The sequence below is a fragment of the Streptomyces sp. NPDC003036 genome (genome assembly GCF_040611175.1).
Lineage (GTDB): Bacteria > Actinomycetota > Actinomycetes > Streptomycetales > Streptomycetaceae > Streptomyces.
The window spans coordinates 36232-59873 of sequence record NZ_JBEXNO010000005.1 but is presented as its reverse complement, the minus strand read 5'-3'; the positions used below and the strand labels follow the sequence as shown (position 1 = coordinate 59873).

The 23642-nt window shown below is 73.1% G+C and carries 19 protein-coding genes, 1 tRNA gene and 7 pseudogenes; 9 read left to right on the top strand and 18 right to left on the bottom strand.

Annotated features, from left to right (window positions below):
- Nucleotides 1-11: 11 nt before the first annotated feature.
- From ABZX67_RS05435 to ABZX67_RS05405, 7 genes and pseudogenes are all read right to left on the bottom strand, one after another.
- Nucleotides 12-2447 (bottom strand): FAD-dependent oxidoreductase, encoded by a 2436-nt coding sequence (locus tag ABZX67_RS05435; protein WP_355354901.1) that lies wholly within the window; start codon nt 2445-2447, stop codon nt 12-14.
- Nucleotides 2448-2470: 23 nt separating this feature from the next.
- The gene (locus ABZX67_RS05430; RefSeq protein WP_355355234.1) at nt 2471-3106 is read right to left on the bottom strand and encodes an MBL fold metallo-hydrolase; all 636 of its coding nucleotides are present in this window, start codon (nt 3104-3106) and stop codon (nt 2471-2473) included.
- A gap of 233 nt (nt 3107-3339) precedes the next feature.
- Nucleotides 3340-4083 carry an IclR family transcriptional regulator gene (locus ABZX67_RS05425; protein WP_355355231.1) on the bottom strand — a complete coding sequence of 248 codons (744 nt, stop codon included), beginning with the start codon at nt 4081-4083 and terminating at the stop codon, nt 3340-3342.
- Between the two features lie 607 nt (nt 4084-4690).
- Nucleotides 4691-5248: a hypothetical protein gene (locus ABZX67_RS05420; protein ID WP_355354898.1), complete on the bottom strand. Its 558-nt coding sequence runs from the start codon at nt 5246-5248 to the stop codon at nt 4691-4693.
- 3 nt (nt 5249-5251) lie between these two features.
- On the bottom strand, nt 5252-5623 hold the full coding sequence (locus ABZX67_RS05415) for a hypothetical protein (RefSeq protein WP_355354895.1): 372 nt from the start codon (nt 5621-5623) through the stop codon (nt 5252-5254).
- A 236-nt stretch (nt 5624-5859) separates the two neighbouring features.
- The gene (locus ABZX67_RS05410) at nt 5860-6843 is read right to left on the bottom strand and encodes a transcriptional regulator (RefSeq protein WP_355354893.1); all 984 of its coding nucleotides are present in this window, start codon (nt 6841-6843) and stop codon (nt 5860-5862) included.
- 198 nt (nt 6844-7041) lie between these two features.
- A pseudogene (locus tag ABZX67_RS05405) lies at nt 7042-7149 on the bottom strand (XRE family transcriptional regulator); the annotation flags it as partial.
- Nucleotides 7150-7233: 84 nt separating this feature from the next.
- Between ABZX67_RS05405 and ABZX67_RS05400 the strand changes: the two are divergent.
- The 4 genes and pseudogenes from ABZX67_RS05400 to ABZX67_RS05385 all read left to right on the top strand — a co-directional run.
- A pseudogene (locus tag ABZX67_RS05400) lies at nt 7234-7446 on the top strand (ABC transporter); the annotation flags it as partial.
- A pseudogene (locus ABZX67_RS05395) lies at nt 7439-8183 on the top strand (ABC transporter permease). The pseudogenes ABZX67_RS05400 and ABZX67_RS05395, both read left to right, overlap by 8 nt.
- Nucleotides 8184-8369: 186 nt before the next feature.
- Nucleotides 8370-9095, top strand: coding sequence for a dienelactone hydrolase family protein (locus ABZX67_RS05390; RefSeq protein WP_355354890.1), 726 nt, complete (start codon nt 8370-8372; stop codon nt 9093-9095).
- A 70-nt stretch (nt 9096-9165) separates the two neighbouring features.
- The gene (locus ABZX67_RS05385; protein ID WP_355354887.1) at nt 9166-9531 is read left to right on the top strand and encodes a DUF488 family protein; all 366 of its coding nucleotides are present in this window, start codon (nt 9166-9168) and stop codon (nt 9529-9531) included.
- On the opposite strand, the gene ABZX67_RS05380 is transcribed toward ABZX67_RS05385, so the two are convergent.
- Nucleotides 9521-10360 carry a hypothetical protein gene (locus ABZX67_RS05380; protein ID WP_355354884.1) on the bottom strand — a complete coding sequence of 280 codons (840 nt, stop codon included), beginning with the start codon at nt 10358-10360 and terminating at the stop codon, nt 9521-9523. The genes ABZX67_RS05385 and ABZX67_RS05380 overlap by 11 nt on opposite strands.
- Entirely contained in the window at nt 10357-11118 is a 762-nt protein-coding gene (locus ABZX67_RS05375) for a phosphatase PAP2 family protein (protein WP_355354881.1), read from the bottom strand. The genes ABZX67_RS05380 and ABZX67_RS05375 overlap by 4 nt, the downstream gene beginning before the upstream one ends.
- Before the next feature lie 156 nt (nt 11119-11274).
- Here ABZX67_RS05375 and ABZX67_RS05370 point away from each other — a divergent pair, with 156 nt between their 5' ends.
- Nucleotides 11275-11883: a TetR/AcrR family transcriptional regulator gene (locus tag ABZX67_RS05370; protein ID WP_355354878.1), complete on the top strand. Its 609-nt coding sequence runs from the start codon at nt 11275-11277 to the stop codon at nt 11881-11883.
- 17 nt (nt 11884-11900) lie between these two features.
- On the opposite strand, the gene ABZX67_RS05365 is transcribed toward ABZX67_RS05370, so the two are convergent.
- On the bottom strand, nt 11901-12401 hold the full coding sequence (locus ABZX67_RS05365) for a DUF309 domain-containing protein (protein ID WP_355354875.1): 501 nt from the start codon (nt 12399-12401) through the stop codon (nt 11901-11903).
- Nucleotides 12402-12524: 123 nt separating this feature from the next.
- On the opposite strand from ABZX67_RS05365, the gene ABZX67_RS05360 reads away from it, so the two are divergent.
- Together ABZX67_RS05360 and ABZX67_RS05355 are read left to right on the top strand one after the other, a co-directional pair.
- Nucleotides 12525-15188 carry an AAA family ATPase gene (locus ABZX67_RS05360; RefSeq protein ID WP_355354872.1) on the top strand — a complete coding sequence of 888 codons (2664 nt, stop codon included), beginning with the start codon at nt 12525-12527 and terminating at the stop codon, nt 15186-15188.
- 54 nt (nt 15189-15242) lie between these two features.
- Nucleotides 15243-15316 (top strand) — tRNA-Pro (locus ABZX67_RS05355).
- Nucleotides 15317-15414: 98 nt separating this feature from the next.
- Here the strand turns inward: ABZX67_RS05355 and ABZX67_RS05350 are convergent.
- From ABZX67_RS05350 to ABZX67_RS05335, 4 genes and pseudogenes are all read right to left on the bottom strand, one after another.
- Nucleotides 15415-15660: pseudogene (locus tag ABZX67_RS05350) on the bottom strand (site-specific integrase); the annotation flags it as partial.
- Between the two features lie 19 nt (nt 15661-15679).
- Nucleotides 15680-15820 (bottom strand): hypothetical protein, encoded by a 141-nt coding sequence (locus tag ABZX67_RS05345; RefSeq protein WP_355354869.1) that lies wholly within the window; start codon nt 15818-15820, stop codon nt 15680-15682.
- Nucleotides 15821-15834: 14 nt separating this feature from the next.
- Nucleotides 15835-16302 carry a DUF6003 family protein gene (locus ABZX67_RS05340; RefSeq protein WP_355354866.1) on the bottom strand — a complete coding sequence of 156 codons (468 nt, stop codon included), beginning with the start codon at nt 16300-16302 and terminating at the stop codon, nt 15835-15837.
- Nucleotides 16303-16381: 79 nt separating this feature from the next.
- Nucleotides 16382-16658 (bottom strand): annotated as a pseudogene (locus ABZX67_RS05335) (DUF393 domain-containing protein).
- 190 nt (nt 16659-16848) lie between these two features.
- On the opposite strand from ABZX67_RS05335, the gene ABZX67_RS05330 reads away from it, so the two are divergent.
- Together ABZX67_RS05330 and ABZX67_RS05325 are read left to right on the top strand one after the other, a co-directional pair.
- A complete protein-coding gene (locus ABZX67_RS05330; protein ID WP_355354863.1) occupies nt 16849-18354 on the top strand; it encodes a serine/threonine-protein kinase in 1506 nt (501 codons plus the stop codon).
- A 120-nt stretch (nt 18355-18474) separates the two neighbouring features.
- A complete protein-coding gene (locus ABZX67_RS05325) occupies nt 18475-19374 on the top strand; it encodes a YihY/virulence factor BrkB family protein (RefSeq protein ID WP_355354860.1) in 900 nt (299 codons plus the stop codon).
- A 148-nt stretch (nt 19375-19522) separates the two neighbouring features.
- Here ABZX67_RS05325 and ABZX67_RS05320 read toward each other — a convergent pair.
- The 4 genes and pseudogenes from ABZX67_RS05320 to ABZX67_RS05305 form a co-directional block, all read right to left on the bottom strand.
- Nucleotides 19523-19697: pseudogene (locus tag ABZX67_RS05320) on the bottom strand (dTDP-glucose 4,6-dehydratase); the annotation flags it as partial.
- Between the two features lie 159 nt (nt 19698-19856).
- The gene (locus tag ABZX67_RS05315; protein ID WP_355354857.1) at nt 19857-20738 is read right to left on the bottom strand and encodes a geranyl diphosphate 2-C-methyltransferase; all 882 of its coding nucleotides are present in this window, start codon (nt 20736-20738) and stop codon (nt 19857-19859) included.
- A gap of 15 nt (nt 20739-20753) precedes the next feature.
- A pseudogene (locus tag ABZX67_RS05310) lies at nt 20754-22105 on the bottom strand (family 2 encapsulin nanocompartment cargo protein terpene cyclase).
- A gap of 103 nt (nt 22106-22208) precedes the next feature.
- The gene (locus ABZX67_RS05305; protein WP_355354854.1) at nt 22209-23627 is read right to left on the bottom strand and encodes a family 2B encapsulin nanocompartment shell protein; all 1419 of its coding nucleotides are present in this window, start codon (nt 23625-23627) and stop codon (nt 22209-22211) included.
- Nucleotides 23628-23642 lie beyond the last annotated feature (15 nt).

Below are 23642 nucleotides of genomic sequence, written 5' to 3'. Positions count from 1 at the left end.
TCTCCTCGGGCTCAGCGGCGGATGCGGCTCATCTCCGGGTCGAACAGCGGCTCCTCCGCGACCGTCGCCGGCACCTTCTGGCCGACGTACTCCACGTGCACGGCCGTGCCCGCCGCGAGCGGCGGCAGCCACGCGTACGCGACGCAGCGGCCGAGCGTGTAGCCGTACGCGGCACTCGTCACGTATCCGGCCGGGACCCCGTCGACGTACACCGGCTCCTTGCCGAGGACGACGGCCGCCGGGTCGTCGAGAAGCAGCGCGGTGAGCCTCCTGCGCGGCTCACCCGCGCGTTCCAGGGCCTCGCGCCCGATGAAGCCGCCCTTGTCCATGCGCACGGCGAAAGCGAGCCCCGCCTCGTACGGGGTGTGCTCGTCGGTCATGTCGACGCCCCAGGCCCGGTATCCCTTCTCCAGGCGCAGGCTGTTGAACGCGGACCGCCCGGCGGCGACGACGCCGTGCTCCTGCCCGGCCTCCCACAGCGTGTCCCAGAGCCGCAGCCCCAGGTCGGCGCTGGTGTACAGCTCCCAGCCCAGCTCGCCGACGTAACTCAGGCGCATCGCCGTCACCGGGACGTGCCCGACGTACGCCCGCTTGGCGCGGAAGTAGCCGAAGCCCCGGTGGGAGAAGTCGTCGCGGGTCAGCGGCTGCACGAGGTCCCGGGCGAGCGGGCCCCACACGCCGACGCAGCAGGTGCCGGAGGTGACGTCGCGGATCCGTACGTCACCGGGGGCGTGGCGCAGCAGCCAGTCCTCGTCGGCGGGGCTGTTCGCCCCGATCTGGAACCGGTCCTCCGCGAGCCGCGCCACGGTGAGGTCGGAGCGGATGCCTCCGGTCTCGTCAAGGAGCAGCGTGTACGTCACCGCGCCCGGCTTCTTGGCGAGGTCGTTGGTCGTCATGCGCTGGAGGAAGACGAGCGCGCCCGGCCCGGAGACCTCCAGGCGCCGCAGCGGCGTCATGTCGTACAGCGCGACCCGCTCGCGCGTCGCCCGCGCCTCGGCGGCCGCGATCGGCGACCAGTACCGCGCCGACCAGGCGTCCCGCTCGGGGAGCTCCCTCTTCGCGGCGAGCGGGGCGTTGGCCTCGTACCAGTGCGGGCGCTCCCAGCCGCCGCCCTCCAGGAAATACGCGCCGAGCTGCCGTTGCCGCTCGTGGAAGGGGCTGACGCGCAGCGGCCGCGGCTGCTCCATCGGCTGCAGCGGGTGGATGACGTCGTACACCTCGACGAACTGCCGGGCGCCGCGCTCCGCGACGTACGCGGGGGAGCGCTGCGCCTCCTCGAAGCGGGTGAGGTCGCACTCGTGGACGTCGGCCGCCGGCCGCCCGTCGACCATCCACTCGGCGACCGCCTTCGCGACGCCCGCCGCGTGCGTGACCCACACCGCCTCGGCGAGCCAGAAGCCGCGCAGCGCGCGCGACTCGCCGAGGAGCGGCATGCCGTCGGGAGTGAAGGAGAAGACCCCGTTGAAGCCCTCCTCGATCCCGCTGTCCGCGAGGGCGGGCAGCAGCCACCGGCAGTCCGCCCAGCTCGGCGCGAAGTCGTCGGGGGTGAAGGGGTACGACGAGGGCATGACGGGCGCGTCGTCGTACGCCGGGACGGTGAAGGGGTCGACGGGCATCGGCCGGTGCGCGTAGCTGCCGATGCCGAGCCGGTCCCCGTGCTCGCGCACGTACAGGTCGCGGTCCTGGAAGCGCAGGATCGGCCGGGAGGCCTCGGCGCGCGCGCCGGCCAGGGCGGGCAGGGGCCTGGTGCGCGCGTACTGGTGGGCGAGGGGCAGGAGCGGCACGTCGACGCCCGCTATCCGGCCGATGACCGGGCCCCAGAAGCCGGCCGCCGACACGACGTGGTCGGCCGGGAAGGTGCCCCGGTCGGTGACGACGGCGGAGACCCGGCCGCTCTCGCGCTCGATGCCGGTCACGGTGTGCCGGCCGAGGAAGCGGGCGCCGCGCCGCTCGGCGCGCGCCGTCTGCGCGCGGCAGGCGAGGACGGCGCGGGCGAGCCCGTCGTCGGGGGTGTGGAACCCGCCGAGGACCTTCGTCTCGTCGAGCAGCGGCCACAGCTCCTTGCAGCGGGACGCCGGGACCACCTCGCCGCGCACGCCCCAGGAGGCGGCGAGCCCGGCCCTGCGGTGCAGCTCGGCGAGGCGCTCCTCGGTGGTGGCCAGCTCCAGGCCGCCGACCCGGTCGAAGCAGGGCACCCCGTCGACCTCCAGGGCGCCGAACTTCTCGACGGTGTACGCGGCGAACCCGGTGAGCGTCTTGGACGGGTTGGTCTGGAAGACCAGCCCGGGCGCGTGCGAAGTGGAGCCGCCGGGGGCGGGGAGCGGCCCCTGCTCCAGGACGGTGACATCGGTCCAGCCGCGGGCGGTCAGTTCGTCGGCGAGGGAGCAGCCGACGATGCCGGCGCCGATGACGACGACTCGGGGGTGGGCGGGTGACGTGCTGGACATGCCCCTCCTAGGAGTTGGGGGTGTCAGACGACTGCCGGGACGTGCGGCCGCTCGGCGGCGATCGTGGTGTCGCGGCCGTGCCCGGTGTGCACGACGGTGGCGCCGGACAGGGGCAGCAGCCTCCTGCGGAGGGACGCCATGATCGTCGCCCGGTCGGAGTACGAGCGGCCGGTCGCGCCCGGACCGCCGTGGAACAGGGTGTCTCCCGTGAACACCGCGTCAAGGAACGGGACATGGACCACGCAGCTGCCCCAGGTGTGACCGGGGGTGTGCAGCACCCGCGCCGCGACCCCGGCGACCAGCAGCCGCTGCCCGTCGCGCAGCGCGCCGTCCGGCGCGCGCTCCGGGTGCACCGAGTCCCACAGCACCCGGTCGGCGGCGTGCAGCAGGACGGGCGCCCCGGTGGCGTGCGCGAGGGCGGGCGCCGCGCCGATGTGGTCGTCATGGCCGTGCGTGCACACGATGGCGGTGACCCGGCGGCCCGCGACGGCGGCCGCGATCGCCCGGGCGTCGTGCGCGGCGTCGATGACGAGCACCTCGTCGTCGTCGCCGACGAGCCACACGTTGGTGTCGACGTCGAAGGTCTCGCCGTCGAGGCTGAAGGTGCCCGTGGTGACGACCCGTTCGGCGCGTACGCCGGCGGGCTCGCCCTTCTTCACGGCGACGACGGCACGGACCTCGTGGGGTTGAGGAGGCTCCGAGGGATCCGAGGGCTCAGGGGGCACGACAGCACTCCTCTGCTGTTGCACAGTGCGCGATGGGTTGCGCGGCGAGGAACATACTGGGAACGGCGCCGACAGACCGTCAAGAGGCCGGGGCGAAGGGCGCGCAAAAGCATCGGGTGCCGCGCTGGTTTCAGCGGCTCAGAAGCCGTACCACATGGGGTACGGGCTCAGAAGCCGTACCCCATGCGCCGGGACAGCTCGTCGGCCGCCGTCACGGTGCGCCGCGCCAGCTCCGGCAGCCGGTCCCGCTCCAGCCGGTACGCCGGCCCCGACACGCTCAGCGCGCCGATGACCCTGCCGTCGTGCGCCCGTACCGGCGCGGCCACGGCGTTCAGCCCGAGCTCCAGCTCCTCCGTGACGAGGGCGAACCCCTGCCGGCGCACCGCCTCCAGCTCGGCGCGCAGCATCCCGGAGCTGGTCACCGTGTGCTCGGTGAACCGCGGCAGCGCCCGCGCCAGCAGCCCCTCGCGCAGGGTCGCCGGCAGGTGGGCGAGGAGCACCTTGCCGCTGGAGGTGGCGTGCAGCGGGGTGCGCCTGCCCAGCCAGTTCTGCGCCGTGACGGCCGCGGGGCCGCGTGCCTGCATGATGTTGACGGCCGCGTCGTCGTCCAGCACCGCGATGTTGACCGTCTCGCCCAGTTCGTCGGCGAGCTCCCGGCAGACCGGCGCGCCCTCCTGCGAGATGTCCAGCCGGACGGCCGCCGCCCCCGCCAGGCGCAGGACACCGGCCCCCAGGAAGTACTTGCCGCGGTCCTGCGCCTGCGCGACCAGGCCCCGGTTCTCCAGCGCCCCGAGCAGCCGGAACGCCGTCGACTTGTGCACGTCCAGCTCGTCGGCGATGTCGGTGACACCGGCCTCGCCGTGGCGCGCGAGGATCTCCAGCACGCTGACCGCGCGGTCCACGGACCGGATCGAGCCGGCCGCGCCCTTGGGCGTCCGCTCGCGCACGTCCTCGCGCGTGTCGTCGGGGAGCTGCTCGGCCACTGACTGGTCACGGCTCACAGCTCGACTCCCACCACCTGGCGGCCGGTTCGGGCCGCATCGCCGGGAAGCCCTTGAAGTGGGGGCGGCCCGACCGGACGCTGTTGCGTACAACGCTCTCTCGTGCGCGGTACGAAACGTCATGCTACTCAAGGGGAACGCCTAGGACCTGTCCTGGCGATCACGCGTCCCGTCAAGGTGGCTGCGCGGAGGGACATGATGAGTGCAGTGGAGATGAGCCGTGCGGAGGCGGTCGCGCTTGTGCAGCGGTAGGCGGGCTCATCGGCAGCGTGGTGCGATCGCGAGAGCAACACCCGGGGCCGGGGCCAAGCGGCCGAGGCGGGTCGCCGGAATCCGTCGACTCGTGCTGGTGGTAACCGCGGTCGCCCAGCACGACGCCCGGGTCAGAAGCACGTCCGCGCCGAAAGCGGAATGCCAGAGCGCCATCGCGCTGTGATACTGCTTCGATGATCAAGATCCCTACCGCTGCGCTGGACTCGTTGTACGGGGTTGCCTTCGGTGACGCCTTCGGTGACCGTCAGAAGCGAAGTGGCACCTCGGCCGGCAGCGTGGGATAGACCTTCGCCCATTCTCCTGTCACGCAGTCGACGACTTTCGCCTCCTCCTTGGCCGCATCGGCGAAATCGGCGAGGTTCCGTTCCCTGGTCGTCAGCGTCACGCCCCGCCGTTGCAGGCAGTCACTGATTGCCGCCGTCAGCGGTTCGTCCATAACCTGGGAATTCGCCTCGACGAATGTGGGCTCGACAATGGACAGGTGGGCAAGATTGCAGGTCTGTACGGCCGCGTTGTAAACGTCCGGCTTGCCGCTGGGAGTGATGGTGTAGATCAACGTGAGGTTGTCCGCCGGGCTGAGCACGGGATCGCTGACGGGGTACCCGGCGTCCTCGACGCAGGCGACGAATCGACCCATCGCCGTACGGTATTCGGCGGCTGTGACCATTCCGTCCTTCAGAGCCCATTCCTGTCCGGGCAGAGGTATGTCGCCGGGGTTGTCCTGGCCACCGCTCGAGCCTGCCGGAGCGCAGCCCGAAACGGCGGCCAGAATCACCGCGACGATGATCGTCGCCCTACGCATGTGTCAGGAGTAGGTGACGTTGCAGGAGTCGCAGCCCCAGTGCAAGCCGTTCCTCGCGGAGCTGGTGGAGGTGTTGGTGGCGTACGCGGAGCTGCTGGAGCCGTACTTGCGCGTCGTCCAGTACCCGTCGCTCCGCACCAGGGCCGCACTGAGCCGGCCGGCGCAGTCCCCCGACGACTTCGTGGTCTGCGCCCAGCTGTAGCTTCCCGTGAAGCCGCTGGACACATAGTTGGTGCCGCAGCTGCGCGAGACCGAACGGTTGTTGCCCAGCGCCTGAGCGTCGGTCGCGGCGAGCACGGGCGCGATCGCCACCATCGCCGTCATGCCGGCCGCCACCGCGCTCTTCCGCAGGGACCACGCGAATGCCAATGTCATATCTCTCATTCTTCCTTCCGGTGTCGGAAATCCTCTTGAATCGATCCCGAACTAGCGCCGGCCGTCTGCCGGGAGGCGACTGCTGCCGACGCGAGCTTCAGACGCCCGCTGCCCTTCTCCGTATCCGGGGCCGGGGCGTCCTGGGAGAGACGCTACGTATTCCGGGCACGGGGCCGAACCCTTTACGCTCGGCTGCAAAAGGCTTGCGCCGCGCCGGCCGCCGGTTTCTCTCGTGGTCAGCCGCCGTGCACCAGCGCCGTCCCCAGGGCCGTACGCGTATGCACGACGGAGGAGCCCAGACGCTCGGTGGCCACCAGACCCGCTCGGCGTAGCACGGCGGCGTGACGACTGGCCGTGGCGATGGACGTACACAGGCTGGCCGCGAGTGTGGTGGTGCTGTGGCCGGTGTCGAGGAAACGCAGCGCGGCGGCGCGGGTCGAGCCGATCAGATCGTCAAGTCCTTGGCCGTTCGGTTCGCCATTCGCCGCCCGTGGAATCCAGAGCGGACTACGGGCGACGGGGTAGACGAGGACGGGTGGCAGTCCGGGATCCGCGAACGCGATCGGATGGTTGTGGCAGAAGAAGCTGGGAACCAACAGCAGACCACGCCCGTCGAGCTCGAGAGTCTGGTCCACCGGATAGACCACTTCCAGGACCGGCGGCCGCCAGCGCAAACCGGGCCCTAAGCCGCTCAACAGGGCTTCGCCGCCCTGCTCGAGGGTCCTCTGCGCATGGCGGGTCGCCTCGCGACCGGCGCGCTCCGCTCCTTCGGGGGCGTACGGGGCCAGGACGGTGGCGTGATAGCGGCGCAAGGCGCTACCGAGCCGGCGCAGGGCACGAGGGCGTCCGGCGCCGATGTCGTCAAGCCATGCCGGCGGACGCGAGTGCGAGCCCGCGAGTCTGTCGATCTCGGGGCGCAGGCGCCCCCTGCCGGTGGACAGCACCTCATCGACGGCGCCGTCAAAGTCGGTGCTGTGTCCCGGTGGCGTCAGGAAGTCGGGGAAGTAGGAGCTGATGGGGGCGAGCGTCGTCAGGAGGTGCACGTCCCGGCCCGCTCCCGTGTCCACCAGCGCCTTGCGGGCGAGACGGTTCCAGGGCGCGAAGAAGGGGTCCGGTAAGACGAGTTGGTGAAGACTCAGAACGGTCTCCCACATCACGTCCGGTTGCGCAGCCAGCCGAAGCCGTCCGAGATCGGCACCGCTGAAATGAATCCGGAGCACAGTCCCCCCTTGCCTGTGGTCACGTGCTGGTCGCCGACAGCGTGTGGGTCCACTCGATCAGACACGAGTGCCGTAAACATGTCCTTGACGTCTCGTTGGCGCCGCCCTCAGCCGGGCTTCAGGCGGCATGCTCGACAGGGGTGCGCCAGGGTGGGCGGGGCGTGCGCGGCGGCTTGAGGGTGACCGGGGCACGGGCTGCTACAACCCGGACTCCAGGTGCTCGATCTCCGTGAACCGGACCTCCTCCAGGGAGCCGGCGCGGCGGCCGCCGTCCTGGAAGTACACGTTTCGTGCGTCGTCGGCCGCGTACCGGGAGGCCGGCTCCCGCCTCGGGGTGGTGGCGGTGGCGACGCCAGAGGCACTGGTCTTGCTCGGCCGCGTCGGCGGCGTCTGCGCCTGGCGCCCCGAGCGGTGTACGGCGAGCCCGAGACCCGCACCCTGGGCTACGCCACCGACGGCGGCGCGCCCCAGGTGCGGGCGCTGCTCGACGCGTTGGACCCCGACGGCACGGCCATCGAACGGTTCTCGCTGCACACGGCCACCCTCGACGACGTCTTCCTGACCCTCACCAAGTCCGCGCACCAGGAGCCCCGCCATGTCTGACGCACTCATCATGGCCGGCCGCTCCATCCGGCTCAGCCGCCGCAACGTCGACGCCCTGACGATGGCGATGGCGCTGCCGGTGATGCTGCTCCTGATCTTCGTGTACTTCCTCGGTGGCGCCATCAACACCGTTACCGAGTACGTCACTTACGTCGTTCCTGGCGTGCTGCTGCTGTGCGCCGGCTTCGGCTCCGCCGGCCCCGTCGTGGCCGTCCCCGAGGACCTCAAGGGCGGCATCATCGACCGCTTCCGGTCCCTCGACATCCGGCGGCACCCCCGTCCTCGCGGGCCACGTCCTCGCCCCCACGGCCCGGAACCTGATCGCCACCGCCCTGGTCTTCGCCCTCGCCTTCGCGATCGGCTTCCGCCCCGCGGCCGGCCCCGGCGGCTGGCTCGGCGAGATCGGCCTCCTGGTCGCCTACATCGCGGCACTCTCGTGGCTGTCCGCCGCAGTGGGCCTGCTCGTCAAGTCCCCGGAGGCAGCCGGGGGTTTCACTTTCTTCGTGAGCTTCCTGCCCTACCCGAGCAGCGCCTTCGTGCCGACCGACACCATGCCGTCGTGGCTCCAGGGCTTCGCCGCCCACCAGCCCGTCACCCATGTCATCGAGGCGGTACGCGGACTGCTGCTCGGGCGGCCGGTGGGCTCGACCGGGTGGGTGGCGCTCGCGTGGTGCGCGGGCATCCTCGCCGCCTCGGTGGCCGCCTCGGGAGCGCTGTTCAAGCGGCGTACGGCGTAGGGCCATTCCCGACCAGCCGTCTCTCGCCTTGCCGCATCCCGGTGGGCTAGGCTCGCGGCCATGCATACCGGGACGGCCCTGCGCCACACACGGATTGGTGACCCGGTGCTCAGCTGAGCGCCGCACGGGCTCCGCCTCCGTCGTGTTGATCACAAGCTCGACACATCAACCACGACAGGAGACGTCATGCCCACCAAGACACTGCTGATCCCCACCACGGACGGCCAAGCCGACGCCTTCGCCGCCTTCCCCGACCACGGCGAGCGGCACCCGGCGGTACTGATGTACGCGGACGGCTTCGGCATCCGGCCCGTGCTGCGGGAGATGGCCCGCGAACTGGCCGGGCACGGGTACTACGTGCTCGTCCCCAACTCCTTCTACCGGCACGGCCCGGCACCGCTGATCGACCTTCCCGAGCACATCGGAGAAGAGGCCCGGCCCGCGCTCGTGGCCCGGCTGATGCCCTTGATCGAGGCGCACACCGCCGAACGCGTACTGAGCGACGCCGACGCCTACTTGAGGTTTCTCACCATCCAGCCCGAGGTCGCCGCCGGGCCGGTCGCGGTGACCGGCTACTGCATCGGCGGCCTCCTGGCGACACGCACCGCCGCGGCCCACCCCGGCCGGGTGGCCGCCCTCGCCGCCTTCCACGCCCCCGTGGGCGCCGCCGGGCCCGACACCCTCGCCAAGATCGCCGCCCGGCTCCACTTCGGCCACGCCGAAAGCGACCTGACCCCCGAGGCCCTGGGCGAACTCAACCGGTGCCTGGACGCCGCGAAGGTCGACTACACCTCCGAGATCTACCCCGGCACCGTCCACGGGTTCACCATGTCCGACACCGACGCCTTCGACCCCGCCGGACTGCGACGCCACTGGGACCGCCTCCTCCCCCTCCTCCGCCGCGCCCTGTGACCACTCGCCGGACCGCCGCATCGGAGTAACCAACCAACCGACCGGCAGGCGGCGAACCTAGCCTGGAAGCATGACCAAAGCCGCCCACCACCCCAAGCTCCGCCGGGTCTACGACACCCCGGAGCCCGGCGACGGTACGCGGGTCCTCGTCGACCGGCTGTGGCCGCGCGGCCTGGCCAAGGCGGACGCCCACGTCGACGAGTGGCCCAAGTCCGTCACCCCGTCGACCGAGCTGCGCCGCTGGTACCACGCCGGGGAGGGCACGTACGAGGAGTTCCGCGAGCGGTACGAGGCGGAGCTGGCCGCGCCGGAGGCCGCCGAGGCCCTCGGCCGGTTGCGGGAGCTCGCCCGGAAGGGGCCGCTCACCCTGCTGACCGCCTCCAAGGAGCCCGCGCGGAGCCACGCGGCCGTGCTCGCGGAGCTCCTCAGGCGGTGACCGGAGCGGCCACGCGCCCACCGGAGGTCAGCAGCAGTACGCCGCGCCCCGCGAGCGCCGCGGAGCCCGCGGCGACCAGCCACCCCACCGGCCCCGCGCGGAAGCCCTCCCCGAGCAGGGCGACACCGATGACGGCGGCCGCCGCCGGGTTCGACAGGTTCACCACCGCGAGCGGCGCGGCCAGCCCGCCCCGGTACGCGGCCTGCGACAGCAGCAGCCCGCCCGTGGCGAACACCGCCACCAGCACGGCGAGCAGCGCCGTCTGCCAGGCCGCCAAGGGGCCGCCCGGCAGCTCGCGCGCGAGTGAGGCGGTCACCGTCTGCGTCAGCGCGGACCCGACCGCTGACGCGACCCCCGACGCGGTGGCGAACCCGAGCCCGTACCCGTGGGCGGTCCGGCGGACCAGCGCGGCGATCAGCAGCGCCGTCACCGCGGCGACCGCCAGCCCCTCCGGCAGGGACAGCGCGTCGCCCGGCGCCGCCGGGCCCACCACCGCGACCAGTCCGACCAGACCGCCCAGCGTCCACAGCGCCCCGCGCCACTCCACCGCGCTCACCCGCCGCCGCTCGTAGCACGCCCCGACCGGCAGCGCGGCCACCAGCGTCAGCGCGCCGAGCGGCTGGACCAGGGTGAGCGGCCCGTAGTGCAGCGCCGCGACATGCGTGAGCGCGCCCGCCGCGTTGAGCCCGATCGCCCACCACCACAGCGGCCGGGCGGCCAGGGCCCGCAGGCCCCCCGCCGGGGCGAGCCGCGCCTGGACGACCGCGGCCAGCGCGTACCCGGCGGCCGACGCGAGCGACAGCACCACCGCGAACAGCGTCGCCCTCATCGCGCCGCCGCCCCGACGAGCACGGCCCCGCGCCCGCGCCGCACGGCTCCCGGCGCCCGTACGACGGCGAGGACACCGCCCAGCAGTGCGGCGGCCACCAGGGCGTCCAGCCAGTAGTGGTTGGCGGTGCCGACCACGACCAGCAGCGTCAGCAGCGGATGGAGCAGCCACAGCGGCCGCCAGCGGCCACGGGTGGCGGCCATCATCCCGATCGCGACCATCAGCGCCCAGCCGACGTGCAGCGACGGCATCGCCGCGAACTGGTTCGCCATCGTGTCCGTCTCGGGCGTCGCGCCGTACACGGACGGGCCGTACAGCCGTGCCGTGTCCACCAGGCCCGCCTCGGCGAGCATCCGCGGCGGCGCGAGCGGCACCAGCAGGTGGAGCGCGAGCGCGGCGCCGGTCAGCAGCGCCAGCGCCCGCCGGGACCACAGGTAGTGCGCCGGCCGGCGCCAGTACAGCCAGCCGAGGAAGGCCACGGTCGCCGGGAAGTGGACGACGGCGTAGTACGTGTTCGCCAGATGGACGGCCGTCCCGTCGTGCAGGAGCAGCCGCTGCACCCACCCCTCGCCCGGCAGGTGGGCGGCCCGCTCCAGCTCCCAGACCTGGGCGGCGTTCCCGAAGGCGCGGCCCTCGTGTCCGTTCGCGAGCAGCCGGCCCAGCTTGTAGACGAGGAACAGCGCTGTCACCAGCGCCAGCTCGCGTACCAGGGGCGGCCGCCGGGCGGCGGTCGTCTCCGGTGGTATCCCGGCAGCCATGGTCCGGCCCCTCTGATGGTTCGCTAAGGCAACAAAACGGGGCAAGCTTAGATCCCTCGCTATCGAGACGCAAACGTCTCGATACGTTTGCGTCTCGATAAAGCCCCGCCTACGCTCGTAGTCGCACCCAGGCATCCGTCAGCGGGGGAGAAAGCGATGTCCACGCAGGCCGCCACCACCGCCGCGCGCCGCAGCAAGATCACTCCCGAGCGGGAGCAGGAGCTGTACGCGGCCGTGCTGGACCTGCTGCGGGAGGGCGGCTACGACGCCGTCACGATGGAGGGCGTCGCCGCCCGCACGAAGTGCGGCAAGGCCACCCTCTACCGGCAGTGGAAGACCAAGCGGCAGCTCGTCACCGCCGCGCTCGCCAAGAGCCGCCGCTCCCTCTTCACCGACATCGACACCGGCTCCCTCGCGGGCGACCTGCGCGCCGCCGCCACGGCCGCCGCGACCCGCCGCGGCCACGACACCGAACTGATGGAGGCCGTCGGCCAGGCCTACCTGCTCCACTCCGACCTGCGCCACTCACTGCGGGAGACGGTCATCGACCCGGAGGTCGCCGCCCTCGACGCGATGCTCCAGCGCGGCATCGCGCGCGGCGAGCTCGACCCCGCCAACCCGGCGATCGCCTTCGTCGCCCCCTGCTTCCTCGGCGTCCTCCGCGTGGAGCGCCTCTTCGAAGACCGCTTCACGGACGAGGACGCCCTCCCCGCCCTCCTGGAGGCGGTGCTGCTCCCGGCGCTGGGCCTCGCGCCACCGGAGTAAGGCGCGGACCGCCCGCCCTACCCACGCAGCCGCGGCGCCTCCGCCGCCGGGTCCACCGCATCCTCCGGTCGGCCCCCCAGCCGCCCCGCCAGCCCCCGCGCCCACTCCACCAGTCCGCCGACATCGATCCCGTACACGGGTGAGAAGGCGCGGATCCGCTCCGCGCCGCGGACCAGCAACCGCGCCCCGCCCGCCGTGTTCCCGCGCGCCGCGTGCGTGAGGCCCACCGCCAGCTGCGCCAGCCCCCGCCACAGCTCGCGCTCCCCCTCCCGCTCCCCGGCGCACGACTTCCACGCGTCCTCGAACACCTCGTGCGCGTGGAACGGCAGCCCCGCGTCCAGCAGCCGCTGGGCCTCGCGGAGGGTCTCCCCGGGCGTACGCACCACCCCCTCCGGCTGGCGCTCCACGCCCGGCGCGCCGTACGGCAGCGGCCGCCCCAGCCCGTCGCGGGGGCGTGCGTTGCGTGCGCGCCCCTCGGGGTCACGGTCCCTGTCACGGTCCCTTCGCGTCCTGTTCACGCCTTGATTGTCACCCTTCCGGCGGGAGCGTTCCCAACCGTGTCCTTCGCCACCGGGGCGCGGCTACCCTCGGGTCCGGACACGCACACACATGCCCGGGCACTTCGTGGGGGAGGGAAGGCGATGCGGCCGTCCCAGCCGGAACACCGGCTTTCCGTACCGCTGTTGGAGCGCGAGCCCGAGCTCGCCGCGGCCGCCCGCGCCGTGGACGCGCTGTGCGGCAGCGGCGCCTCCGGCGGACTGCTGGTCTATCGGGGTGAGTCCGGCATCGGCAAGACGGCGTTACTCGACGCCGTGCGCCGGCTCGCCGCCGACCGCTGCACCGTCCACGCCGCACGCGGCGGCGAGACCGTCACGTCCGTCCCCTTCCACGTCGTACGGCAACTGCTGCAGCCCGCCCTCGCCGCGTACGACGGCGACGAGCTGCGGCGGCTGTTCGCCGACCGGTACGACATCACCGCCCCCGCCCTCGGCGTCACCGCCCCCAGCGCCCCGCTCGCCGACCCGCAGGGCGTACGGGACGGGCTGGACCGGCTCGTCGCGCGGCTCGCCGAACGCCACCGGCACCAGCTCCACCAACCCCTCGTGCTGCTCGTCGACGACGCGCACTGGGTGGACGCCGAATCACTGGGCTGGCTCGCGTCCTTCGCCGTCGGCCTGCCCGCCCTGCCGGTGCTGGTCGTCCTCGCCCACCGCCCGAGAGCCGGTACCGACCCGGCCACCGCTCTGCTGGACCGGCTCGGCGAGGCGGCGAGGCTCCGCGTCACCCTGCGCGCCCTCACCGCGGACGCCACCGCCGACATGGTCCGGGACGCCCTCGGCGACGAGACGGACGACGCGTTCTGCCGGGAGGTGTGGTCGCTCACCGGGGGAAACCCGTACGAGACGGTCGAGCTCCTCGCCAAGGCCCAGGACCGCATGCTCGCCCCGGTCGAGGCGTCGGCGGCGCTCCTGCGCGACCTGGCCGCCACCTCGCGCGGCAGCGGGCTCGTGGCCCGGCTCGAACGGCTCGGCACCGGCCCGACCCGGTTCGCGTGGGCGGCCGCCGTGCTCGGCACCGACATCTCGCAGTCCCTCGCCGCCGGCCTCGCCGGGATGACCGCGGCCGAGGCGGAGAGCTGCGCGCAGCGGCTGCGCGAGGCCCGCATCGTCACCGGGTCCGACCCCCTGGAATTCGTCCACCCGCTCATCGCCACCGCGATATACCGCTCCATCCCGCCCGCCCTCCGCACCGCCATGCACGGCCGGGCGGCCTGGGCCGTCACACGCGCGGGCCTCGGTGCCGCGGCCGCCTCCCGCCACCTGCTCGAAATCCACCCGGACGACGACGAGGAGGTCGTCGCCCAGCTGCGCGAGGCCGCCCGCGAGTACCTCGCACTCGGCGCCCCGGCGGCGGCCCGCCGCTGCCTGGAACGCGCCCTCCAGGAACCGCCGCCCCCGGAGGCGTACGCGCTGGTCCTGTACGAACTGGGCTGCGCCGCCCTGTTCACCTCGCCGTCCGCCGCCGTGCGCTACCTGCGCTCCGCCCTCGCCCTCCCGGGCCTCACCGGGCCGCGGCGCACCGACGCCACCTGCCGCCTCGCGCAGGCCCTCGCCCACGGCGACCAGCCGCGCGAGGCGGCCCGCTCCGTCGCCGCGGAGGCCGCCCGGACGCCCCCGGGCCCGGCCCGGACGCGGCTGGAGGCGGCGCGGTTCATGTACGAGGGGTTCCAGGCCGACGAGGAGGACGGCCCCGGCCGCTCCCGCCGCCTCGCGGACCTCGCCGACCACCTCCCGGGGGCCGGCAACGCCGAACGCGCCCTGCTGTCGCTGCGCGCCTTCGACGCGATGCTCCGCGGCGAGAACGCGGGCCACGTCCTCGACCTGTGCGCGCGCTCCCTGGCCGACGGCCGCCCAGCGCGCGGCCTGAGCTGGACGGACACCGAGTGGGGCTGCGAGACACCGGCCGTCGTCGGCGTCGCGTACGCCTTCACCGACCGGCCCGACCACGCCAGGGCCCTGTTCGAGGAGGCGGTGCGCGCCTTCGAGATCTCCGGCTGGAGCGGCGCCCACCTCGCCTTCGCCCACACCCTCCTCGGCCTGGCCCACCGCCGCCGCGGCGCCCTCGCGGAGGCCGAGAGCTTCCTGCGCGAGGCGCTCCGCCTCGCCGACCGCCTCGGCACCGGGCTTCCGCTCCAGTGGGACGCGGTCTGCCTGCTCATCGACACGCTGCTGGCCCGGGGCCGCACCGCGGAGGCCCGCGCCACCGCCGACCACTACCGCTTCGGACCGCCCTGGCCCGGCGCGATGGTCGTACCCGACGGACCCTGCGTCCACGGCAGGCTCCTGCTCGCCGAAGGCCGCACCGAGGAGGCCGTCACGGAACTGGAGTCGGCCGGCCGCGCCCTGGAGCGCCGCGGCCGCCTCAACCCCGTCTGGGCCCCCTGGGCCTGCGACCTCGCCCGCGCCCTCGCCCCCACCGACCCGCCCCGCGCCGCCCGCTACGCCGAGCAGGCCCGCGTCCACGCCGAGCGCTTCGGCACGGCCACCGCCCTCGGAGAAGCCCTGCGCTGCGCGGCCCTGTTCGCCCGCCCCGGCGAGGCCGTCCACCTCCTGGACCGGGCGGTCCGGCACCTGGAAGCCTCCCCCTCCGCGTACGAACACGCCCTGGCCCGGTACGACCTCGGCCTCGCCACCGGCTCCCCGGCGGAACTCACCCGCGCCGCCACCCTGGCCACCACCTGCGGCGCCGACACCCTCGCGACCCGCGCACTCCAGGCCCGGGATACGAACCCACCCCGGGAGTGAGGTAATCTTCTTCCTGCGCGCTCACCACGGCGACAAGCCGGGGGACACGCGCATCGGGACGTGGCGCAGCTTGGTAGCGCACTTGACTGGGGGTCAAGGGGTCGCAGGTTCAAATCCTGTCGTCCCGACTTTGCGAAGTCGCAGGTCAAGGGGCCGTTTCGGAGAAATCCGAAACGGCCCCTCGATCGTTTTTGGGGACCGGTTGGGGCCAGCGTGCTTGACCGTGTCAGCGCGCGATGACGATCGGGTTCGGCAGGGACCGAGGAGCGCGCAGCACGGTGAGGTGGGCAGTGAGCGCGGCGCCGGCGGCGGCGATCCGGCGGAGGACGTGCACGGGGACGCCGGCGTCTGCGAACCAGGTCAGCCCGGTGTGGCGGAGGTCGTGGCGTCGCAGGTGCTCGTAGCCGAGCTGGGTGAGGACTTCGTCCCCATGGGTGGCGTCGCGGAGAACCGCGTTGGAGATACGGCCGCCACTCCTCCGAGCCCGGCCCTCACGCCCCCTCGTCCTCGTCGTCCGCCGGGGTGGGCCGGGGGAGGGGGATGCGGGTCTGGCCCTCGATCGGCGCCGGGGTGCGCTCGCCGAGCCGGTCCTCCAACAGTCGAAGCCTGGTACGCGTCTCCTCGGTCGTCATGTTTCCCCTCCTCGTCACCGCTGTCGCGGACCGGGATCCGACGGACGGCCCTGCCCCTGCGCCGCGGCCGCCGATGCCACGGTCCGGGGGTCCTCGCCGGTGAGTTCGACGATGCGGTGCGGCGGAACCCCGGCGGCCGTGGCCCGCGCCAGCAGGGCGTCCCGCTCGCCCGCGCAGTCGCGGTAGGCCAGCAGCTCTTCCTCCACGCGGGCGAGGGCGCCCGGCGCCAGCGCGTGGCGCAGCCGGTTCAACTCCTCGTCGCTCAACGGAACGGGCAGCTTCTCCGTCCCGTCGGGGATGGCGCCCGTCTCCTCCGGCGGCAGCAGCCGGACTCCCGCGGAGGCGGTGGTCACACCGTGCGCGTCGAGCCATCCTCGAACGGCGGGCGTCTCCAGGCACGCCAGGTCTCCGACAGCGGTGACGGATGCGCCCAGCGGAGTCGCCGGGTCGTCCACGAGGAACAGGTAGGCGTCGTCGGTCATGCTCGTCTCCTTCGCAGACGCGATGGTCGTGTGCTGTTCTCACCTACCCCCTCCGACGGGAGCCACCGCCCGGCTCCGGTCACCTTCGCCCACGTGGCGCCGGTGCCGCGCACGCCGCCGTCCCGCCCGGCACCCGGTGCCGGTTGTCGGCCACTGGCCGCCGTGCACCCGGCCCGTCGGGGTCACGCGGAGCACGTCGTGGGCGGCCCGGTCCGGCCTCACGCCCAGCGCGGCCAGATCCGCGGACTGCCAGGGGACGGTCTCGCAGCCGGGCGGAGGCGGCGTTCGACGAACGACACGCACGACGTACAGAAGCCGCGGTCGCCGTCGAAGACGAGGACCGGTCGAGTCCGCATGACTCCATCATGCCGAGACGATGCCGAACCCTCCGTCCACGAGGTCGGGTGGCCGACGGGGGATGTCCGGCGGCTGAGGGGGCACACGTGCACACGGTGCTCGCACCCACGCGGCCGGGCATGCCATCGGCAGCACACACGTGGGCGGGCGGACGACGGTAGGTGACAACAGGACGCAGGGAGCGCAGTGATGAAAGTCCGCTCGTGGCCGATCCGACCGGACCACAGGCTCACCGCCCGCGTGGTGGCCGGACGCTACCGGCTCGACGACCTGCTGGGCCGCGGTGGCGCGGCCGACGTGTACGAGGGCGTGGACCTGCGCCTGCGGCGGCCGGTCGCGGTGAAGGTCTTCCGCCCGGACGGTGCCACCGACACGGAGGAGCAGTTCGACAGCGAGGGCCGGCTGCTGGCCCGGTTGCAGCACTCCGGCCTGATCACCGTGTACGACTGCGGCCGGGACGACGGAACACCCTATCTGGTGATGGAGCTGGTCAGGGGCACGACGCTGCGCCGGCGGATTGCCGCGGCCCCGCTGGCGCCCGCCGAGGCGTGCCGGATCGGGGCCGCGCTGGCCTCGGCACTGGCCCATGTGCACGAGGCCGGAGTCGTCCACCGCGACGTCAAGCCTGCGAACATCCTGCTGGACGAGGCGGGCGGCCCCCACCTGACGGACTTCGGCATCTCCAGGCTGCTCGGCACCACGGCCCAGACCGTCCCGGGCGCCTTGGTGGGGACCGCCGCCTACATGGCCCCGGAGCAGGTGCTGGGCCGGGGCGCCGGGCCGGCAGCGGACATCTACAGCCTGGGACTGGTGCTCATCGAGTCCATCAAAGGTGAACTGGAGTACGACGGGGCGCCGCTGGAGGCTGCGATCGCCCGCCTGCACCGGCCCCCCGTCATTCCGCCGGACATACCGGCGGCGCTCGTCGAACTGCTGGAAGCCATGACCGACGCGGACGAGAGCCGCCGGCCGGACGCCCGGGCCTGTGGGCGCGCCCTGGCCGCCTTGGCATCGGAGGACCTCGCGGCAGCGGCCGACGCGCCCGCGGGATCCTCCGTGCTCGGGGCTCCGCCCGTGAGCGGCGAGAACGGCGCCGGCGAGCGGAACCCGGACACGCTGACGTCGCACGGGGCGGGTGCCGCGCCGGGGATCGCAGGCGTCGAGGCCGCCGTCCCCGCACACGGCGGGCCGGTGCCCGCACGATCCTCTACCGGCCGGCCCGCCTCACGCCGGGCCGGCCGGATCCTGCTGACCGCCGGCGCGGCCCTGACCGTCTTCGGCGTCGGACTGGCCGGTTCGGTGGGCGGGCCGTCCGCCGAGGCGGAGAACGCCGCGTCCGGTCCGCCCCGCCCCGCCACGGCCGAGCCGGCCTCCCCGGACGCGAACCGGTCGAGGGCGTCCGCCTCCTCCTCCCCGTCCTCCCCGTCCTCGTCGGCCGCCCCGACCGCCTCGCCCGCTCCGCCGGCCGGAGCCGCCGTCTCCGCGTCCGCGCCGCGGTCCCCCTCGTACACCGGGAGCCGACAGGTCACCGGCGCCGAGGACGCGGCGGTGGACAGCGGCACGCCGTCGGCTCCCGGCGGCTGGGAGCGGCAGCGCGGCCGTGTGGCCGGTCCCGGAGCAGCCGGCCCGGCTCCTGAGAAGGCCGAGGCGCGGCAGGGGAAGCCGAAGTCGGCGAAGGGCAGGCACGCGCGGTGACACGGCGGGGCTCCCTGGCGTGACGCCGCCCTGACGGGGCACCAGACACGCAACTCGCCGGCAGTCGCCCGGGGCGGTGGCGGCCGGGGGACGGCAGGCCTCGAACGGAGCGGTGGTGTCATGACGATCGGTGTCCCCGCGAGCGGCTCGGCGCCCGGTCGGCGCGAGCACGGGGCGTACGCGCGCGCAATGGCCCGTACACCGGTCGCCGTCTGGGAGGACGACCTCACCGACTGGGCGGCGGCGCTGACGTACTACGCGGTGCTGGCCGTCTTCCCGGCCCTGCTGGTGATGGTCTTCTCCATCGCCCTGGTCGGCACGGACACCCCCCAGGAGGTCGTCGCGCAACTGGCCGCCTTCGTGCCGAAGGCGGCCCGTCCGGTCCTCGCCCAGGCCCTGAGCAGCCCGCAGGAGGACCCGTCGGTCCGCTGGCTCCTGCTCGTGGTCACCGCCGGCGCCGCGCTGTGGTCCGCCTCCAGCTACCTGGCCGTCTTCCGGCGGGCGCTGCACGCGATGTACGACGTTCCCGACTGCCGTCCGGCGTGGCGGACGTTCCCCGCCATCCTGCTCAGGGCGTTGACCGTGCTCGCACTGCTGGTCAGCGGGGTGCTGACGCTCACGGCCGCCGAGCGGGTCGCCCGGGCCATCGGCCGGGGCACGGGAACGGACCATCAGGCCGCCCTCGTTTGGGCGGGCTTGAAATGGCCGCTGCTGTTCACGGTGGTCGTCGCCCTGGTCCTGCTCCTCTTCTGGTCCGGGCCGCCGGAGACCCGCGGTGTGCGGCAGACGCTGCCCGGCGGAACACTGGCGGTGCTGCTCTGGCTGCTGGCGTCGGCGGGCTTCGCCTTCTACGCGTCGCACATCGCGACGTACAACCGTCTCTACGGCTCCCTGGCGGGTGTGGTGGCGTTCCTGGTGTGGCTGTGGGTCTCCCATGTCGTGCTGCTGGCGGGCGCGCAGTTCAACGCCGAACTGGCGCGGGACGGGCGACCGGAGCGGCCCGATCCCTGCTCCCCTTGATCGTGCCGGCGTCGCATCACGGTAACGCCGGCCACTGACACGGCGACGGAGCTGTCGCATTCGGCTCAGCGGCTGATGGCCCGAGACCGGCTGTGTGGCCGGGCGTTCTGGGGACCAGTTGGTACCACCGCCCGCCACGGGCACCGGGTCAGGTGGCCAGGTGACGTGCCAGCGGTTCCCACCAGGCCCGGTTGTCCCGGTACCAGGCGATCGTGCCGTCCAGCCCGTCCTCGAGCCGGTGCCGCGGGGGCCCACCCCATCTCGGCGCGGATCTCGCGCGAGTCCACCGAGTACCGCAGGTCGTGTCCCTTGCGGTCGGGGACCGCCCGCACCATGTGCGGGCGAGATAAGGGGCGGTCCCACCGGGTAGGGGTTGTAAGGCCGTTGGCCGCACGCACGTCAGAGGCCGTATCGGATCTTCCGATACGGCCTCGAGATCGCTTCCGGGGGTGGGACGCCGGCCCCGCAAGGAGCCCGGCGGGTCAGACGCGGTCGGCCGCGATCAGGACGTACTGGAAGGAGCCGTCCTTGTACGACTCGATGAACGCCTCCTCGATCCCGGTGACCAGCGAGGACGTGGCCCGCAGCTCCCAGTAGGGCAGCGTGTCCGGGGTCAGGTCGATGACGGCCTGCGGCACCAGACGGTTGTCGGCCATCGCGCGGAGGTACTCGCGGCGCGAGTGGATGTTGCACTCGAAGTGGGCGTTGATCTGCGAGACCCACTTCGACGGCTGGCCGTAGCGCGGATTCCAGCAGCCGGTGATCGTCACGTAACGGCCACCGACCTTGAGGAAGCGGGAGTGCTCGGCGAAGAGGTCGTCCAGGTCGACGTACATGCTCGACTCGTTGTTCCAGGAGGCGGCGATGCTGCCCTTCTCGAACGGGGTGTCGAGCATGTTGCAGACGCGGGCGCGGACGTGGTCCTCGATGCCGAGCTCCTTCGCGCGCCGGTTGCCGAACTCGGCCTGCGCGGAGGAGAGGGTGACGCCCTCCACCCTGCAGCCGAAGCGCTGGTGGGCCATCACCATGGAGCCGCCGCGCCCGCAGCCGGCGTCGACGAGGGTGTCCTCGCGTCCGATGGTTCCGAGGTGGTCGAGGAGGACCTCGGCCTGGGCCGATTCGAGCCGGTGCAGCTCGGCGATCAGCCTCTCCTCGTACGCGCCGTCCTCGGGGTCGCCGAGGGCGGCGTGGTCGACGGCGCCGATGCCGTAATGGTGGTGGTAGAGCCCGTCCACATCACCGAGGCGCAGGTTCACGGGCCTGGCTTCGCTGTTCCAGTAGCGGGCGATGTCCCCCTGGTAGGGCGTCGCGGGACCCGGGATGGTCGCGGCGTCGGCGTCGGAGGAGGTGAGCTCGGTGGTCACAGAGGAATCCATTTCTTACCAGAAATCGGGCAGGCTGTAGCGGTAGGTGTTGGTCTGGTGCCAGTAGTGGTTGCCGTCCACCCAGGCGGCCACGCCCTTGAGGAAGCGGAGCACGGTGGGGGCCGGGCAGGCGGCGGCCAGATCGGCGGCGGCGGCCTCGAAGGCGTGCATGAGGTCGTTGTGGACCTCGACGGCCTTCAGGTACGCGTCACGCTCGGAGAGCTCCTCGCGCTCGGCGAGCACGACCGGCAGGTTGAGGTGCCGGCCGGGGCTGGCGAGCTCCTTCGTGTACGAGTACAGGTCGTTGACGATGGTGGTCGCGTTCCCGGCGAGCGCGATGACCCGCTGCATGTCGGGCCGGGCGTGCAGGTCGGCCGGCAGTTCGTAGCCGCCGACGCTGTCGGTGATGGTCGGGCAGGGGCGGAAGTTGTTGAACTGGCGCATCGCCAGGTACTCCCACACCTCCGGCACGTAGTCGGTCTCGGCCCAGGCGGCCTCGGCCAGGTAGCCCATGTGCAGGCGGGCCATGTCGTGCCGGTAGCGGTCGGCCTGGGAGGGAGTGGAGGCCCGGACGAAGTAGTCCATGGCGCTCCGGTACGCGCGCCGTGGCGCGTCCGAGCCGAGCGACTCCTCCCACGCCGGGGCGTACTCCGGGGTGGTGTGGAGGTGGTCGAGGGCGGTGTGCGCGAGCAGGAGGCGGCCGCCGAGGCCGACGGGCGAACCGCCGTGGTCCTCGCAGTAGCAGTCGTCGACCGCGTTCTCCGCGACCATCAGCCGCGTGGCGAGCATCAGGTGGTCGATCGTCGGGGCGTCGGGGTGGCAGGCCACCATGTAGCGCCCGACGGAGAAGCCGTCGAACTCGCCCTCCCACTCCTCGGGGTAGAGCTGGACCTCGTCCAGGGCCCAGGCCTTGATCCGGCGGCTGACCTCGTCCACGCGGACGGGGTCGGGATCGGGGACGGGGTGGAAGTAGAGACCGGGGATGGGTCGTCCCTCGGACTTCTCTTCCGCCGGCTCCGCGGCCGCGGCCGGACCGCCGTTGCGTGGGGCGAGGGCGAGGCCGGCCGTCCCGAGCCCGCTGGGTCCGCGCAGGATCCGCTCGAGCGCGGGCGCCGCCGGCGTGGCGGGGGAGGCGAGGCCGGCCGGGGCGCCCTGAGCGGTCACCGCCGTCTCCGCCGCCTCGACCGCCTTGGGCGCTGCGGCGACCAGCGGCTGACCGCCCGTCGGCAGGGTGAACGGCGCCTCGTCGGGGGTGCCCGCGTCGGCCGCCGCTCCGTCGACGTGGAGGCGGATCCGGGTGATGACGTCGGCCCCGAAGCGGGCCGCAGCGGCGGGGAGGCTCGACTGCAGAGGGGAGAGCCCAGGATCGGGCATCCGTGCTCCTTGGTGGTGGATGGGGTTCCGGGTCCAGGGGCGAGCGCGTCCCGCAGAAGCGGGGCCCCGGACCGTCGGGGCCGCCAGGCGGTTCCGCTAGTCGCGCCTGCGAGCGATCTGCACGTTCTCCATCACGCCGAGCGCGTCGGGTACGAGGACGGCGGCGGAGTAGTACGTGGTGACCAGGTACGACATGATCGCCTGCTCGCTGATGCCCATGAAGCGGACCGACAGGCCCGGCTCGTACTCCTCCGGCAGACCGGTCTGGCGCAGACCGATGACGCCCTGGTTCCCCTCGCCGGTGCGCATGGCGATGATGGAGCTGGTCTGCTCCTTGCTGATCGGAATCTTGTTGCAGGGAAGGATGGGGACCCCTCGCCACGCCGGGACGGACTGGCCGCCGAGGTCGACATGGTCCGGGTAGAGGCCGCGGGCGTTGAACTCGCGCCCGATCGCGGCGATCGTACGCGGGTGGGCGAGGAAGAGCCTGGTGCCACGCCGACGGCAGAGCAGCTCGTCCATGTCGTCCGGGGTGGGCGGGCCCGAGTGGGTCTGGATCCGCTGCTTGAAGTCGGCGTTGTGCAGGAGGCCGAACTCGCGGTTGTTGACGAGCTCGTACTCCTGGCGCTCGCGCAGCGCCTCGATGGTGAGCCGGAGCTGCTCCTCCGTCTGGTTCATCGGCCCGTTGTAGAGGTCGGCGACCCGGGTGTGGACTTTCAGCACGGTCTGCGCCACGGAGAGCTCGTACTCGCGTGGGTTGAGCTCGTAGTCGACGAAGGCGCCGGGCAGCACGGCCTCGCCCACATGGCCCGCCGACATGGCGATCTCGGCCTCGCCGTGCCGGTTCTGCGCCTGCCGCGGGAGCGAGGTGAACCGGGCGATGTGCTCCTGGAGGCTGGGCGCGGTGGCCATGATGGCGGCGAAGTCGGCCCGGGAGAGGGTGAGCAGGGTGCCGGACGTCTCGGCGGTCGCGGTGTAGTCGTACCGCGAGTCCTCGTCGAGGAGGGCGTTCTCGCCGAAGTGGGATCCGTCCGCGAGCACGGCGACGTTGAGCTCGTCCCCGTACGGGCCGACCGAGGTCTGACCGATGCGACCGTGGGCGATCAGGTGGATCCGGTCCGACGGGGTGTCGCGCTGGACGAGGACCTCGCCCGCCGAGAAGTCGCGCTGGACGCAGCGGTCGGCGATCGCGGAGAGGACCTCCACGTCGTCGTAGCCGCGCAGCAGGGCCAGTTCGCCGAGCTCGCGCGGGATGACGCGGACGCTGGCGCCGTCCTGCACGAACTCGATTCGCCCGTCGCCGACGGTGTAGCTGAGCCGGCGGTTGACCCTGTAGGTACCGCCCTTCGTCTCGACCCAGGGGAGCATCCGGAGCAGCCAGCGGGAGGTGATCTCCTGCATCTGCGGCGCGGACTTCGTCGTACTGGCGAGCTTGCGGGCGGCCGCGGTGCTGAGGGACTGCTGAGGGAGTGCCACCTGGGTGTCCGGCTGTGCTTCCGGACTGTCGACGGTCATCGGTACGCGTTCTCC

Bases quoted from the DNA above. Each gene is read 5' to 3' on its own strand.
- ABZX67_RS05435 (WP_355354901.1), bottom strand. From the start codon at position 2,447: ATGTCCAGCACGTCACCCGCCCACCCCCGAGTCGTCGTCATCGGCGCC.
- ABZX67_RS05420 (WP_355354898.1), bottom strand. From the start codon at position 5,248: ATGCGTAGGGCGACGATCATCGTCGCGGTGATTCTGGCCGCCGTTTCG.
- ABZX67_RS05415 (WP_355354895.1), bottom strand. From the start codon at position 5,623: ATGACATTGGCATTCGCGTGGTCCCTGCGGAAGAGCGCGGTGGCGGCC.
- ABZX67_RS05390 (WP_355354890.1), top strand. From the start codon at position 8,370: ATGCCCACCAAGACACTGCTGATCCCCACCACGGACGGCCAAGCCGAC.
- ABZX67_RS05385 (WP_355354887.1), top strand. From the start codon at position 9,166: ATGACCAAAGCCGCCCACCACCCCAAGCTCCGCCGGGTCTACGACACC.
- ABZX67_RS05380 (WP_355354884.1), bottom strand. From the start codon at position 10,360: ATGAGGGCGACGCTGTTCGCGGTGGTGCTGTCGCTCGCGTCGGCCGCC.
- ABZX67_RS05375 (WP_355354881.1), bottom strand. From the start codon at position 11,118: ATGGCTGCCGGGATACCACCGGAGACGACCGCCGCCCGGCGGCCGCCC.
- ABZX67_RS05370 (WP_355354878.1), top strand. From the start codon at position 11,275: ATGTCCACGCAGGCCGCCACCACCGCCGCGCGCCGCAGCAAGATCACT.
- ABZX67_RS05360 (WP_355354872.1), top strand. From the start codon at position 12,525: ATGCGGCCGTCCCAGCCGGAACACCGGCTTTCCGTACCGCTGTTGGAG.
- ABZX67_RS05345 (WP_355354869.1), bottom strand. From the start codon at position 15,820: ATGACGACCGAGGAGACGCGTACCAGGCTTCGACTGTTGGAGGACCGG.
- ABZX67_RS05340 (WP_355354866.1), bottom strand. From the start codon at position 16,302: ATGACCGACGACGCCTACCTGTTCCTCGTGGACGACCCGGCGACTCCG.
- ABZX67_RS05330 (WP_355354863.1), top strand. From the start codon at position 16,849: ATGAAAGTCCGCTCGTGGCCGATCCGACCGGACCACAGGCTCACCGCC.
- ABZX67_RS05325 (WP_355354860.1), top strand. From the start codon at position 18,475: ATGACGATCGGTGTCCCCGCGAGCGGCTCGGCGCCCGGTCGGCGCGAG.
- ABZX67_RS05305 (WP_355354854.1), bottom strand. From the start codon at position 23,627: ATGACCGTCGACAGTCCGGAAGCACAGCCGGACACCCAGGTGGCACTC.